We start from the raw sequence: 14870 nt of genomic DNA, 5'->3' as shown, positions 1-14870 counted from the left end.
TGCCGCGCTGCCTACAATCGGCCCTTCACGAAGACGGGCATCGGGCAACAGCATGTCGTTCACGGATCGGCCGCGCGCAAGCGTCTATTGCGCGAAAGAACTTGTCGGCGGCTGGCGCGACTGGCTCGCAACCGATGGCACACTCTCGCTGCATCTGCTGAAGACACTCTTTGCCGCATTCATCGCGATGGGGCTTGCCATGCGTTTCGAGCTGACGCAGCCGCGCATTGCAATGACGACTACCTTCGTGCTGATGCAGCCTTTTTCCGGCATGGTGCTTTCCAAAAGCGTGTACCGCTTTGCAGGCACCACGCTCGGCATGTTGGCGGCGCTCGTGCTCGGCGCGGTGTTCGTGCAGCAGCCCGAACTCTATGTACTAGGCCTGACGATCTGGGTCGCGGCCTGCGCAGCGCTTGCCGTGCGCTATCGCCAATTCCGCTGGTATGGATGCGTGCTCGCGGGCTATACGGCTGCGCTGATCGGCGTACCCGTCGCAAGCGCGCCCGATCAATTGCTGCTCGCGACGCTTACGCGAGGCGCGGAAGTGATGCTCGGCATCGTGTGCTCGAGCGCCGTGAGCGCCCTCGTCTTTCCGCGTCATGCAAGCGCATCGCTTGCCACGACGCTTGCGCAACGCGAGGCGCGCTTCAACGCATTCGCCGCGGAGGTGTTACGCGGCGGCCTGCGTCGCAGAATGCGCGAGCACCGTTATACCGACTTGGTCGAGGAGATAGTCGGCTTCGAAGCGACACGCCGCTTCGCGGCTTACGAAAACCCTGCTTTGCGCCGGCAGCGAGTGTTGCTCGCGCGCCTCAACAACGCTTTCATGGACGCATGTGCGCGTCTTCACGCACTCGACCAGTCGATCAAGCGTTTGCGCGCAAGCGCAGAACATCCCGCATTCGCCTCGAGCCTAAGCGATCTCGCGCAACTGCTTGCTTCGCCTCGATTGAACGCGCAAGCACTCGCGCGCTTCGAGGCTTCACTGCGAAAGCGCCTTGACGACGCATCGCACATCGACACGGTCACGTCCGCAGAGTTGCTCGAGCGCTTGACGAGCGACATCGCTCGCATGATGAACCTGCGCGACGCCATCGGCAGCGGCCAGTCCGACGCGCCGGTGCCCACGCGCTACGCGGCGACGACGGATCGCTTCGTCAGCGCTGCGACGTTCGCGCGCACGGCATGCGTTATCGGAGCAGTCGCGTGGTTCTGGATAAGCACGGCTTGGCCGAGCGGCGGCCTGGCGGTCATAGGCGCGATACTCGCTTGCGCGCTGTCTTCGGCATCGGCGCGGCCCGCACGCTACGTCGCGCATATGGCCGTAGGTGCTGCGGGCGCGGTTCTCGTCGGCTATCTGTATCTGTGCCGGGTCTATCCCGCCATCGACGGCTTTCCGCTCTTGTGCGCGGTCCTCGCACCGCCGCTCGCGGCAGGCGCTTTCCTTGCGATGCGCCCGGCCACCGCGGGATACGGTACAGGTTTCTGCGTATTCTTTTGCCTGCTTGCGGCGCCGGACAACGTCATTGCCTACGACCCGGCCATGCTGTTTAACAATGGCATTGCGATCGTCGTATCGATGTCAGTCACCGCAATCGCGTGCGCAATCATTTTGCCGCCTCATATGCCTTGGCTTGTCGGCAAGACCCTTGCCGCTTTGCGCGCACAGGCGGCGCTTGCGTGCGAAGGCCGACTGCCGAATCTTAGCGAGCGCTTTCACTCGGGCACTCACGATCTCATGTCGCAATTGTCAGGCTTGCTTACGCGGCGCTCGCGTGAACATCGCCGCGCACTTCAATGGATGCTGGTCACGCTCGAAATAGGTCAGGCGATGATCGATCTGCGCATCTTGAACGCGGCGCTAAGGCTCGATAGCGTTCCTGCATCCGTGCGCAATGCGTGGTCATCGGCGCTCGCACGCATGCTGCACGACATCCCCATGCTTTTTCGCGTGCCCGATAGCGCCGCACTGCGCCGCGCGATTACCGCGGCTGTGGCATCGCTTTTTGCAGTCGAGGCACTGCTCGCATGCGAGACGCTTTCAGATACGCAAAGGCACGACGTTCAGCGCATGCGTGCATGGCTGCATTTCATCCGCAGCGCGCTCGCCGATCCGGATGCGCCTTTCGACAAGCATCGCTAAAACGATCTTTCGTTCGCAAGGAAATGTCCCTTCCTCGCACGACGATGTATTCCCTCGATCACGCATCCTATAGTTGTCCTGTGCGGCCCGTTCACGGCGCACGTCATACGAGGAGAAGTTCATGAAACCCCTTAAGTTCGTGGTTGCCGCGATCCTGGCGGCGAGTGCATCGCTCGCCATTGCTCAAACCTCCCCATCCGCCGACGACGGCAGCGCCATGCAGCAATCGAACCAGGCGTCGCGCCAGTTGCAGGAATGCGTGGGTCCGACGAGCTATTGCAGCTTGTACGCTGGCGGTAGTTGAACGAATCAGAGTGCTGTTTTGCGGCGCGTCGGCTTCGTTAGGGCGCGCCGAATTAGACAAAGCGCAAAGGAATTGCATTACGCGAGATGGCCTTTCATGGATGCACCCATGAAAACGCCATTCGATACCTATAATCGCGGCCTTGCCCGCCAGTCTCCGTCAGCATCGACTCGTCCGAATGAAGCGCCGTGCGAAGGAAGCCTCTTCACCGCGCGCGCGTCTCTCTGCGCGCCAATGCGAAAAAGGCACGACGAGACAAAGGACGAGGCATGAGTTATCCGTTTCATGGAGATGTCGATGTTCGAAGATCGCATTCGTCGTGCCGACTTGCGCGCCAGAATCACTACTGCGGCCGACGCCGCTCAACTCGTGCGCAACGGCATGCGCGTAGGCGCGAGCGGCTTTACGCGCGCGGGCGATGTCAAGGCCGTGCCACTCGAGATCGCACGCCGCGCGCGCGACGAGAGCGAACCGCTCAGAATCACGCTGATGACAGGCGCATCGCTCGGCAACGACACCGATGGCATTCTCACGCAGTCCGGCGCGCTCGAACGCCGTCTGCCTTTTCAGGTCGATGCCACATTGCGCCGCGCGATCAATCGCGGCGAAGTCATGTTCGTCGATCAACATCTCTCGGAAACGGTCGAGCTATTGCGCGACAATCGCCTGGGCAAGCTCGACATCGCGATCATCGAAGCCGTGGCGATTACGGAATCCGGCGGCATCGTGCCAACAACTTCTGTTGGAAATTCGGCGACATTCGCGACGCTCGCCGAAAAAGTCATCGTCGAAATCAATCTTGCGCAACCGCTCGCGCTGGAAGGCCTGCACGACATCTGGTCGCCTAAACCGCGACCCGCACGCGGGCCACTGCCCATCATCCACGCGCGTGACCGCATCGGCGCAACCTGCATCGACATCGCGCCCGACAAGATCGCTGCTATCGTCGTTACGGATCAGCCGGACAGTTCTTCGAACGTACTACCCGCCGATCAGGACACTGCGCTGATTGCCGGCCATCTCGTCGAATTCTTTCAGCACGAAGTCTCGCGCGGGCGCATGCCTAAGCGATTGCCGCCATTGCAAGCGGGCATCGGCACCATTGCCAACGCGGTGCTCTCCGGTTTCGCGGCATCGCCCTTTGATGCACTCACTCTATATTCCGAGGTGCTCCAAGACTCCGCGTTCGACTTATTCGATGCAGGCAAGCTCGAATTCGCGTCCGGCGCGTCGATGACGCTTTCCGCGAAGCGCCACGAGCAGGTACTTCGAGACATCGACCGCTACCGGGAGCGCCTCGTTCTGCGTCCGCAAGAACTGAGCAATCATCCTGAGGTCATTCGTCGTCTCGGTCTTATTGCCATCAATACCGCGCTCGAAGCGGATATCTATGGCAACGTCAATTCCACGCATGTCGGTGGAACGCACATGATGAACGGCATAGGCGGCTCAGGCGACTTCGCGCGCAACGCGGCTTACGCGGTCTTTGCCACTAAGTCCGTCGCGAAAGATGGCCGTATTTCCAGCATCGTCCCAATGGTTTCGCATTGCGATCACAACGAGCACGATGTGGACGTGATCGTCACCGAGCGCGGCCTGGCGAATCTGACGGGCCTAGCCCCGCGTGAGCGTGCGTCGGCGATCATCGAGCGTTGCGCGCATCCGAGTTATCGCGATGTCTTGCGCGATTATTTCCGCGAGGCATCCGCGCTTGGCGGGCACACGCCGCATCGTCTCGATCAGGCGTTCGCACTGCACGCGCTTTATGCGAAAACCGGCTCGATGCTCGGCTAGCGGTTTCGCGCGTTGCTGCATTGCGTTAGCACTCGAGGCTGCCGCGCGGCGGCTTTAGGCGCACAATGGCGCGAGTATCGTTCGCACGTTGGCGAACGGGAGGAGCATCATGACCGCCATTACGTGGGTTCTGGCCGCCGACGAACACCGTGCGCGCGTCTTCGAGACGCGAGGCCTCAAGCTGGATCTTCAGCAGGTGCAAGACATTCGAAACAGCGCAGTACATAGCGTCAATTCACGCGACATTTTCGCTAAAGAGATCGCGACGTTTCTTGAGCAGAGCCGCCTGAATCATCGCTTCGATCGCTTGCGTCTCGCCGTTGAAGCGCCATTTCTTAGTGTCCTCGATGTCTACCTGAGCAGCGACATCCGCGCACTGGTCCACGACGATCCAGGCAACGACGCGCAACGCGCGCGCCGTCACATCGAACGTTATTAACCGTGCACGCCACTTCACGCAGGCTGGATGTTCTGATTGCTGCGGAAAACGTTGTCCGGGTCGTAGCGCCGCTTAGCTTGCGCAAGCCGCTCATAGTTCGGTCCATAGGCGGCTTTGACCCGATCCCCTTCATCGCCCGTGAGGAAGTTCACATATACGCTGCCGAGTGCATGCGGCGTCAACGCGGCGAACATATCGCGGGCCCATTGCGTGCATCTGTCGTCGTCCGACGCTTCGGTCCATCGGCCATGGATGTTTATCGTGAAGGCCGAGTCCCGGTTCGCGTATGCCGTTGCATCGGGGGAAACACGGTTCGTCTGCCCGCCCATTGCGCCAATAAAAATCTCACAATGAGGCGAAGGAAGATCACGCACCGCATTCGTCAGGATGGCGAACGTATCGTCGGTGAGCGCGGCGAAGTTATGCGACTTCCAATAGTTTCGCGCGCCGGGCGTAAGCAGCGGATCGAATGCCTTTTGCCACGCAGTAAAGGGCATGGCGCCGAGATGCTCACCGTATGGCATGCCGAAGCCACGCACCGCTTCGAGCGCCCGCGCACCATCCTCGACTGGACCGATATAGCAACACGCCAGCGCGATGACAGGCTTGCCATGCACTTCGGGCGGCAGGAATGGCAAGGGCGGCGCAAGGCGCATGACAGCCCACACGGTCAAGTCTTCCGAGCCTGACGCGACCAGCTCGCGATACTGCGGCAACACCGTGTCGGCCTGTTCCAGCGGATACACGACCAGCCCGCCATAAACTTGCGGCCCGACTTCGTGGAGCCGGAATTCGAATAGCGTCACCACGCCGAAGTTTCCGCCGCCCCCGCGCAACGCCCAGAACAACTCCGGCTCCGACTCTGCGCTCACGCGCCGCCATTGGCCATCGGCCGTGACGATATCGGCAGCGACGAGGTTGTCAACCGTCACGCCAAACTTGCGACTGATCCACCCAAAGCCACCGCCTAGCGTCAGGCCCGCGACGCCGGTGGTCGAATTGATGCCGAGAGGTGTCGCAAGACCGAACGCTTGCGCTTCGTGGTCGAAGTCCGATAGCAGCGCGCCCGGCTCGACATACGCGCGCTTGGCCTGGGGGTCGACGCGCACGGATTTCATCGCGGACAGATCGATCATCAAAGCATCGTCGCTTACTGCGCTGCCTGCGATATTGTGGGCGCCGCCGCGTATCGACAACAGCAGGCCATTCTGGCGCGAGAACGCCAAGGCCGCGATGACATCGGCCGTGCCTGCGCAACGCACGATGAGTGCCGGATGCCTGTCGATGGTGGCGTTCCACACTTTGCGCGCATCGTCGTAATCGGAATCGGCGGGCGCGATTACTTTTCCGCGCACGGACGTCTTGAGGGTATCGAGTGCCTCGACCGGGATGTTGACCATTTAGAACCTCGCTGCATGAAGACGCGCTGCGACGTGCCCGACCCTGCCATCTGGAACGCTAAAGCGCAAGGATTCCGCTTCGGTCCGCAAGTGTGCGGCGCGATAGACAATGAAGCGGATTGCGGTAACGGACGTGTGCGTCCGCTTGTCGATTAAAGGCGCGGCATTACGGAATGTAAAGCCCTCGGGCAGCAATTTTTCGCACGACATCTAGCATGCATCGGACAAACTTGCCTTGAGGATGCCGAGTGGAATGCAGCGCTTCATGCATTGAAGGCGTTAAGAACGCACTGCTTAATTAGCTCGATGCTAAGGTCTCTTATAAGCATTGATGTCGGCGCACCTCAAGTCACCGATGACCCTGACAAGCGCCGAGCACTGCTCGCAGAAATCCCCGCCTTGTCCGACATGCGCACCAGTTCCGCAAGGGAATGGGCTTCCATCTTTTCCATGACGCGCGCGCGATGCACCTTCACTGTTTTTTCAACGGTGCCCAGTTCGCACGCGACCTGCTTATTCGGCAATCCATCCGCGACGAGCGCGAACACTTCGCGCTCGCGCGGTGTAAGACGCCCGATGCGTCGCTGGATGGAATCGAGTTCCATTTGGCGCGCGAGCGCATTTGCGGAACGTTCCAGCGCCGCGCCAATGGCATCGAGCAAGGCCATATCGCTAATCGGCTTGGCGAGGAAGTCAGTCGCGCCCGCCTTCATCGCGCTGACGGTCATCGCGATGTCGCCGTGGCCCGTCATAAAGATGATCGGCAAGGTTTCGCTCGTTCCCTGCATGGCGCGCTGCAATTCGAGGCCATTAACGCCGGGCATTTGCACATCGAGTACCAGGCAAGCGGGCGTTGCAAGCGCTCGCTGATGATTGAGAAACGCTTGCGCAGAGGCGAACGCCTGAACGCAGAAACCCACTGATTCCAGAAGACGCCGCAATGCACGGCGCACACTGTCGTCGTCATCGACGATGAACACGCGCTCGATCATGACGAATGCGCGGGCATGTCCGCCTCGACGGGCAATGTGAATGCGATGGTCGCACCACGCTCTTTGTTGTTGCGCGCCCAGATGCGGCCGCCATGCATCTCGACGATGGAGCGGCTGATCGACAAACCGAGTCCGAGGCCATCGCGCTTCGACGTATGGAAAGGCTTGAATAACTGATTGACGAATGCGGCGGGCAAGCCGTGTCCCGCATCGCGAACTTCCACGCGCACGGCGCTTTCGTCGCGCATGGCGGAAACAACCACCAAGCGCTCGCCGATAGCACACTCATCCATTGCATCGAATGCGTTGAGCAGCAGATTGAGCACGACCTGCTGCAACTGAACCTTGTCGCCGCGCACGAGCGGCAGATGCGCATCGACGTCCAGCACGACGCGAATGCCACGCACGACAGCATCGCTATGAACGAGCAGCGCTACATCGTTTATCACGCTTGCGACCGAAAGCGGCGCCCTCTCGAGTTCTCCTTTCTTAACGAGCGCACGGATACGCCGCAGTATCTCGCTCGCGCGGTTAGTGTCCGCAACGAGGTCTTGCAGAATCTCGCGCACTTCGTCGAGATCGACCGGATCGCGACTGACGAAGCGCTGTGCCGCCTGTGCGTTGCTAAGAATGGCAGTAAGCGGTTGATTGAGTTCGTGCGCAAGCGATGCCGCGAGTTCGCCCAGCATCGATATGCGCGTCACATGCGCGAGTTCCTGGCGATTGCGCTGAAGTTCATAACGCTCGCTGCGATCGACGACAACCGCAAGCGTAAGCCCGCTTTCACCGGGCATCGCGTTTAGCGCGACATCAGCGAGAAATTGTGTGCTGTCCTTGCGGTACGCGAAGATTTGCGCCGCTCCGCTATCGCTCATCTGCAAGGCCGGCATGACGAGATTCACTGTCTTGCCGACGAGTTCATTGAGCGTATAGCCAAGAAGCCTTTCCGCGCTTGCATTGACGAATGCGATGCGTGCATCTGTCTCTAACACGAGCATCGCGAGCGGCACGGATTCGAGCGTGTCGCGCAGACGAGTATCGGTTGAGGCGGCTTCCTGCATCGCTTTGCGTCTCGCGAACGGCGCAAGCGTCAAGCCGGACAACACCGTTCTGAAAGCAGTGGTGGCATGCACGATAGCCATGACTTCCGTGCTCCTGTCAGTCTCTCGCATCTCATTGCCCGATGGTGCGAGCCGTATCCGTTCGATGAGCCGAATGGTAGGCAGCAGGATGCGCGATGTAAATCGATCGCACGGACACAATGCCGCGCATTCAATCGCGACGATTGTTGCGTCGGGCAAAACAACGATGCGCGCTCACTCGAGTCACCATCAATACCACAACCGTTCGCGCGTGGGCACGCTGCATGCGGCGTCATCGCTCGACGCGGCACGCGCGGCACTTATCGATCAGGTGGACCCATGAAGAATCCCTGGACGAAGAAGAATCCGTTCATGAGCATGTGGCTTTCCGGCGCGAATGCCATTGCAGGTTCCGCACGCGGACATGCGACGACAGCGGCTACGCGCCGCGCGCAAAAGCAGGTGACGGACTTCTGGACGGCGGCGCTGACGCCGCCCGAGCCACCGCGTCGCAAGAAGCGTCGCTAGTTCCGGGCGCGTTCCAGCGCGGCCATCTCGCGCACGACGACGAGCAGCATCGAAAGGCTCGCACCGCCGCTCGCGCGCAGTTCGGCAAGCAGGCGTGAATAACGATCGATCGCGTCCTGATGTCTTGCGCGCCAGCTATCGACGATGACCTCCGGTGCATCGATGCCCCGCGATTGCTCGAGCGCGCTCGCCGTCAGCGCACGCTTGAGCCGCGCGAGTTCTTCGAGCGCCGCCGCGCGTGCAAGCAGATCCCAATGCGTCGCGACGGGCAGCGCCATTGCACGCTCGCCAATGCCGCGATAGTCGAGCAGCGTGCCGATGCCGAAGTACACGCTCGCAACCAGTTCGAGACTGCGCTCCGCGCCTGCCGCGACTTCCGCGCTATCCAGCACGGCTATCGCGATCTCGCCGCTCGCCACACGCGCTGCGAGTGTGCTTTCGACGCCCGCATCTTCGAGCTCGCGACGGCCCGCATACCATGCGTCGAGCTGCGCGGCGGGCAGCAACGCGGGCAATCGCGGTGCAAGGCGTCGCACCGCTTCACGGCAGCGCGCAAGCAGCGCGTTACCATCTTCCGACGTGGATGCGCCCTGCATCAGATGACGCAGAAACCAGAGCGCCGTGTCGTCGAGAAGACGCGCGATATCGACGAACATGCGCGCCTGCACTTCGTCCGCGATGAGATTGTCGAGCGCATCGACGCTGCGCCATAGATCGTCCAGTTCGAAGACATCGCGCGCCATCAGCGACGCACGGACGATATCGCTCGGTCGCGCATCCGTCTCTTCCATCAGACGATGCACGAACGTGCAGCCCGTGCGATTGACGAGCGCATTCGTCAGATAAGTGGCGAGAATCTCGCGCTTGAGCGGGTGACGCTGCATCGCCGCGTTAAAGCGGCTTTGAAGCGGCTGTGGGAAATAGGCAGGCAACATGTCCGCGACGAGCGGGTCTTCAGGCACGCCGGATTCCAGCAATTCATCGTAGAGCCACATCTTGCTATAGGCCAGCAGCACTGCGCGTTCAGGCGACGTAAGCCCCTGCTTTTCAGCGGCCCGCTGCGCAATGTCCTGATCCGATGGCAAGAACTCTATCTTGCGTTTGAGCCGCCCGGCGCGCTCCAGATAGCGCATGAGGCGCGCTTCGGCATCGAGCGTTTCGGCTACGTGACGCCTGGCTATCGAGAGCGCCTGCGTTTGCGCGTAATTGTCCTTTAGCACGAGCAAGCCGACTTCGTCCGTCATTTCCGCAAGCAATGCGTTGCGCTGCTTGAGCGTCATCTCGCCATCCGCGACGACGAGCCCAAGCAGAACCTTGATGTTGACTTCATGGTCCGAGCAATCGACGCCGGCCGAATTATCGATTGCATCGGTATTGATGCGTCCGCCCTGCTGTGCGAATTCGATGCGCCCCAGTTGTGTAAAGCCCAGATTGCCGCCTTCAGCAACGACCTTGCAGCGCAGTTCGGCGCCGTTCACGCGAACCGCGTCGTTGGTCTTGTCGCCGACTTGCGCGTGCGTTTCCATGCTCGCTTTGACATACGTGCCGACGCCGCCGTTATAAAGCAGATCGACGGGGCTCAAGAGAATCGCGCGAATGAGTTCGTTAGGCGCAAGCGTCGATGCACCGATGTTCAGCGCCGCCCGCACTTGCGGCGAAATGGCGATGGATTTCGCGGTGCGCGGATACACGCCGCCGCCTGCCGAGATCAGCGTGGCGTCGTAGTCGGCCCAGCTCGAACGCGGCAGCGCAAAGAGACGCTTGCGTTCCTCGAAGCTGCGCTCGATGTCCGGCGAAGGATCGAGGAATATGTGGCGATGATCGAACGCCGCAATGAGTTTGATATGCCGCGAAAGCAGCATGCCGTTGCCGAACACATCGCCTGACATGTCGCCTATGCCGGCTACCGTGAAGTCTGTCGTTTGCGTATCGAAGTTCATCTCGCGGAAATGACGCTTGACCGATTCCCAGGCGCCACGCGCGGTAATGCCCATCCTCTTGTGGTCATAGCCCACCGAGCCGCCTGACGCAAACGCATCGTCCAGCCAGAAGCCGTACTCATGCGCGATGGCGTTCGCATAGTCGGAGAACGTCGCGGTGCCCTTGTCGGCGGCGACGACGAGATACGGATCGTCCGCATCGTGACGCACGACATCCGGCGGCGGCACGATGCCCTCTGGCGTGCGGTTATCCGTCACGTCGAGCAGGCCGCGCAGAAACATGCGATAACACGCGACGCCTTCAGCGAGAAACGCTTCGCGATCGGCAAGCGGCGGCGGGTTCTTCACGACGAATCCGCCTTTCGAACCGACCGGCACGATCACCGTGTTCTTGACCATCTGCGCTTTCATGAGGCCGAGCACTTCTGTGCGGAAATCCTCTCGCCTGTCGGACCAGCGCAAGCCGCCGCGCGCCACGCGTCCTCCGCGCAAATGCACGCCTTCGACGCGCGGCGCATAGACCCATATTTCGAACATCGGCTTAGGCTCCGGCAAGCCCGGCACTTTCGACGGATCGAGCTTGAACGACAGACACGCACGCCGCTCGCCCTGTTCATCGCGCTGGAAATGGTTCGTGCGAACCGTCGCCATGATGACGCCCAGGAACTGCCGCAAAATGCGGTCTTCGTCGAGATTCGGCACTTGATCGAGCGCCGCTTCGATATCCGCGAGCATGCGCATTGCCTCATCCTCGCGCTGCGTAAGTACCGGATCGAAGCGCACCTTGAAGAGTTCGATCAGTTTCCTCGCAATCGACGGATTGCCGATGAGCGCGCGCTCGATATATGCATCGCTGAATGTGGAGCCGACTTGCCGCAGATACTTCGCATACGCGCGCATGATGGTCACGTCACGCGCGTCGAACTGCGCGCGAAGCACGAGACGATTGAAGTCATCGTTCTCGATTTCGCCGGCCCATACGCTTGCGAATGCACGCTCGAACAAGGGCTTGGCGCGATCGATATCGAATTCCACATCGTCCTGCAGTTCAAGACCGAAATCGTGTATCCACGCTCTTTGCGCGTTCGCCGGTTCGATGAGATAGGGCCGCTCTTCGTCCACACGCACGCCGAGATGTTCGAGCATCGGCAAGCTATGCGACAACGCAATCGGCTCGCCCACGCGATACACCTTGAAGCGAAACGCGCGCTTGCCCGTTTCTATCGCCGCTTCGATCGGCCGATACAGGCTCATCGCCACGCCGCCCGCACGCTGCTGCGTGGCTTCGATCAATTCGATATCGCGCACCGCCGTGCGCGCCGGATAGTCTTCGCGATAACCCGCGGGAAACGAATCGGCGTAGCGCTGCAAGAGCCGATTGCCCTCTTCCTCGCCATGACTGTCGATGAGCGCATCGGCGAGATCGTCTTGCCAGCGGCGCGCCACCTGCACGATGCGCGCTTCGAGTTCGCGCGTGTCCACATCGGGCATTGCGCCCTTCTCCGCGCGCACGACGATATGAATGCGCGCAAGCGGCGACTCCGATAAGAACGGCGTGAACTCGATGCTCTTGCCGTTGAACGCCGCCATCAACACTTTGGAAATGCGGCGGCGCAGATCCGTATTGAACTTGTCGCGCGGCACGAAGACGAGACAGGACACGAAGCGATCGAAGCGGTCGCGCCGCACGAAAAGCCGCGTGCGTTGATGTTCCTGCAAGCGCAAGACGCCTAGCGCAATGTCGAAGAGCACGTCTTCGTCGGCTTGAAAAAGCTCGTCGCGCGGATATTGCTCGAGCACGGTCACGAGCGATTTATGCAGATGCCCTTTTTCGAGAAAGCCCGCGCGCCTTACGATATTCGCGCATTTGCGCCGCACGATCGGCACTTCCGATGTCGGCACGAGATACGCCGTGGACGTATAAAGCCCGATGAAGCGCCGCTCGCCGATGATTTTTCCATCGGGCGATGTGCGCTTCACGCCGACATAGTCCAGATACCCTGGCCGATGCACGGTTGCGCGCGTATTAGCTTTCGTCAGAAAAATAGGCGCCGCGCCCTCGATGATCGCCGCAGCGCCCGGCGGCAGCGGCGTCACTTCATTCGCTTGCGCACGCAATGACTCGCGAAGAATCCCCGCGCCCGTTCCCGCAATGCCGCGCAATGCAAAGCCGCCTTCGTGATCGATCAGTTCGTAATCGCGCGCGCCGAGAAACGTGAAGTGATCGTCGACCATCCATTCGAGAAACGCGCGCGCTTCGAGGCCTTCCGCGCTCGTCTCGTGCGCGCGCAAATCCGCAATTGCGCCGCGCGCCGCATCGAGAAGCTTCGGCCAGTCTTCCACGGCCGCCCGCACGTCGCCGAGCACGCGCGCGATGTTCACGCGCACGTCGTCGAGCCGCTCGGCTTCGCTGCATCGGTCCACTTCGAAATGAATGAACGATTCGAGGCGCGAGCGCGCATCGCCCGCATCTTCGTGGCCGGGACCGATGCGCTCGATCTCGCCGCCCTTTGCGCGCCACACGCGAAACACCGGATGAATCGCCGAATGCAGTGCAAGCCCGAGACGGTTCAATTCCATCGTCACCGAATCGACGAGAAAAGGCATGTCGTCGTTGACGATCTCGACGATCGTATGGTCCGAATGCCAGCCATGCTGTTCGAGATTCGGGTTATAGACGCGCAGCACTTCGCGGCCGCCGACGAACTTCTGCGCCGTCTGCCAGTGCGCCATCGCCGCGCCATAGAGATCGGCGACATCGCGGCTTTGAATGTCCTCGACATCGACTTGCTGATAATAGTCGCGAAGAAATGGCTCGATGATCGCGAAGGCTGGCTCGGGCAAGCGCCCTTTGGCAAAGCCGAGCAACTCGTTGATGAGGTGTTCGACCCGCGTGTCGATTCTGACTAGCATGGCGCCCTCCGCGTGCGTTCGGGATGTTCGAGCCGCTTTCGCTTCGGCGATTATGCGCCGCTTGCACGCACGCGCCGGGCATCGCGCATGTGCGGATGCACAATGGCGCGTCGTGCCGTATCGCGATTCCGCTTCGGACACAAACGCGCCCGAAGCGTCCGATCAGTAACCGAACGCGCCGCTGCCGGTCGGGAAGTCGATCGTGCCCTGATCCGAGAAACGCGCGCCGCCGAACGGTCCGCCCGCGAGCCGCCCCCGCGCGACGTAGGAGACTTTGGTGACCGCGTCGCCGCTCGCAAAGCCGAGTGCCTGCCGCGCCACCGACCACGCCGAGACCGTCACCGGCACGGAGACAACAGCTTCCCCGAAGCGCGGGATCGTGCCGCGCTGCGGCGAGACGCCGCTCGCGAACGCGCGGCCGTTCACGTCGAGATCGAGCGCGACGCCGTCGAAATCGATCGGCGTGTCGTTGGGATTCTGCACGCGCAACTTCACCGCGAAGCGCATCTCGAGGCCTTGCCCTTCGAGCGGCTCGATGCCCGCGACGTTCACGCGCGGCGCGTCGCGGGTGAGCAAGCCTGCGCATCCGCTCAACGCGAGGACCGCGAAGAAGGCGAGCATGACGAGGAAGAAACGGCTTCGCGCGTGATTCGATTGCATGGGCAGGTTCCGGTTGTTAGAGGAATTCGGGGACGCTCAGGCATGCAGCGCATGCAGCAGCATGCGGCCATACTCATGATGAAACCAGACACCATCCACGACATAAAGTGCCGCAACCCACGCCGCGCCGACCACGATGAGATCGCAATGCCCGCTCGTCCACAGCCTGAGCGAATGCCGCGCCGCGATCCACGGCACGCCGAGCGGATTCGGCCAGTCCGCGAGCAGATGCATGATTCCGCCGCACGCGAAGCCGAACGCGAAAGGCACGGCCGGATGACGCCCGAGCAGATGCCACGAGAGCGCGGCGAGCGCGGCCCAGCCGATGCCCCAATGCGTAACCGTGCGATGCGTGACCCAGAGCTTGCGCTTGCGCGTCCACCACGCGACTTCGAGCCAGTCGGGGGCGGTCGCGCCCACGACGCCGCCAAGAAGCGCGAGCGCGCACGCGATGTAATCCACGCCCGTGGCCTTGCTCGTAAGCGCCGCCGCGATGATGCCCGCTGCCCATCCGGTCGCGTGATGGGCCTTGCTCGATGCCATGTGAACCTGCCTTGAAGCGCTTGCGAAAGAAAGCGCGCATGTTCGCACGGGGCTTGCTTTGCTGCGCGCGCGGATACAGAAACTTACGCATATGCGCGCGCCGAAACACGCTTTGCCGCACATCGGCGGCGA

General features: G+C 61.5%; 11 protein-coding genes. 5 read left to right on the top strand and 6 right to left on the bottom strand.

The window, feature by feature from the left end; all coding sequences use genetic code 11:
* Positions 1-52 precede the first annotated feature (52 nt).
* From LDZ27_RS16330 to LDZ27_RS16315, 4 genes are all read left to right on the top strand, one after another.
* Positions 53-2143: an FUSC family protein gene (locus LDZ27_RS16330; protein ID WP_244817020.1), complete on the top strand. Its 2091-nt coding sequence runs from the start codon at positions 53-55 to the stop codon at positions 2141-2143.
* Between the two features lie 121 nt (positions 2144-2264).
* A complete protein-coding gene (locus LDZ27_RS16325) occupies positions 2265-2447 on the top strand; it encodes a hypothetical protein (protein WP_244817019.1) in 183 nt (60 codons plus the stop codon).
* Between the two features lie 297 nt (positions 2448-2744).
* Entirely contained in the window at positions 2745-4241 is a 1497-nt protein-coding gene (locus tag LDZ27_RS16320; RefSeq protein ID WP_244817018.1) for a succinate CoA transferase, read from the top strand.
* Positions 4242-4350: 109 nt separating this feature from the next.
* Positions 4351-4680: a host attachment protein gene (locus LDZ27_RS16315; RefSeq protein ID WP_244817017.1), complete on the top strand. Its 330-nt coding sequence runs from the start codon at positions 4351-4353 to the stop codon at positions 4678-4680.
* Positions 4681-4694: 14 nt separating this feature from the next.
* Here the strand turns inward: LDZ27_RS16315 and LDZ27_RS16310 are convergent, their stop codons facing one another.
* The 3 genes from LDZ27_RS16310 to LDZ27_RS16300 all read right to left on the bottom strand — a co-directional run bounded on the left by LDZ27_RS16310 (position 4695) and on the right by LDZ27_RS16300 (position 8214).
* Positions 4695-6080, bottom strand: coding sequence for an FAD-binding oxidoreductase (locus LDZ27_RS16310; protein ID WP_244817016.1), 1386 nt, complete (start codon positions 6078-6080; stop codon positions 4695-4697).
* Between the two features lie 344 nt (positions 6081-6424).
* Positions 6425-7072 (bottom strand): response regulator transcription factor, encoded by a 648-nt coding sequence (locus LDZ27_RS16305; protein WP_244817015.1) that lies wholly within the window; start codon positions 7070-7072, stop codon positions 6425-6427.
* The gene (locus LDZ27_RS16300; RefSeq protein ID WP_244817014.1) at positions 7069-8214 is read right to left on the bottom strand and encodes a sensor histidine kinase; all 1146 of its coding nucleotides are present in this window, start codon (positions 8212-8214) and stop codon (positions 7069-7071) included. The genes LDZ27_RS16305 and LDZ27_RS16300 overlap by 4 nt, the downstream gene beginning before the upstream one ends.
* Positions 8215-8493: 279 nt before the next feature.
* Here LDZ27_RS16300 and LDZ27_RS16295 point away from each other — a divergent pair, with 279 nt between their 5' ends.
* Positions 8494-8682 carry a hypothetical protein gene (locus tag LDZ27_RS16295; protein WP_244817013.1) on the top strand — a complete coding sequence of 63 codons (189 nt, stop codon included), beginning with the start codon at positions 8494-8496 and terminating at the stop codon, positions 8680-8682.
* Here the strand turns inward: LDZ27_RS16295 and LDZ27_RS16290 are convergent.
* The 3 genes from LDZ27_RS16290 to LDZ27_RS16280 all read right to left on the bottom strand — a co-directional run bounded on the left by LDZ27_RS16290 (position 8679) and on the right by LDZ27_RS16280 (position 14738).
* A complete protein-coding gene (locus tag LDZ27_RS16290) occupies positions 8679-13535 on the bottom strand; it encodes an NAD-glutamate dehydrogenase (RefSeq protein WP_244817012.1) in 4857 nt (1618 codons plus the stop codon). The two genes, LDZ27_RS16295 and LDZ27_RS16290, sit on opposite strands and share 4 nt — an antisense overlap.
* A gap of 162 nt (positions 13536-13697) precedes the next feature.
* Positions 13698-14195: an LEA type 2 family protein gene (locus LDZ27_RS16285; protein WP_244817011.1), complete on the bottom strand. Its 498-nt coding sequence runs from the start codon at positions 14193-14195 to the stop codon at positions 13698-13700.
* Between the two features lie 36 nt (positions 14196-14231).
* Entirely contained in the window at positions 14232-14738 is a 507-nt protein-coding gene (locus LDZ27_RS16280) for a metal-dependent hydrolase (RefSeq protein ID WP_244817010.1), read from the bottom strand.
* Positions 14739-14870 lie beyond the last annotated feature (132 nt).

This window comes from Caballeronia sp. Lep1P3 (assembly GCF_022879595.1).
GTDB lineage: Bacteria > Pseudomonadota > Gammaproteobacteria > Burkholderiales > Burkholderiaceae > Caballeronia.
The sequence above is the reverse complement of the archived record's forward strand: the minus strand, read 5'-3'. Positions and strand labels throughout refer to the sequence as shown.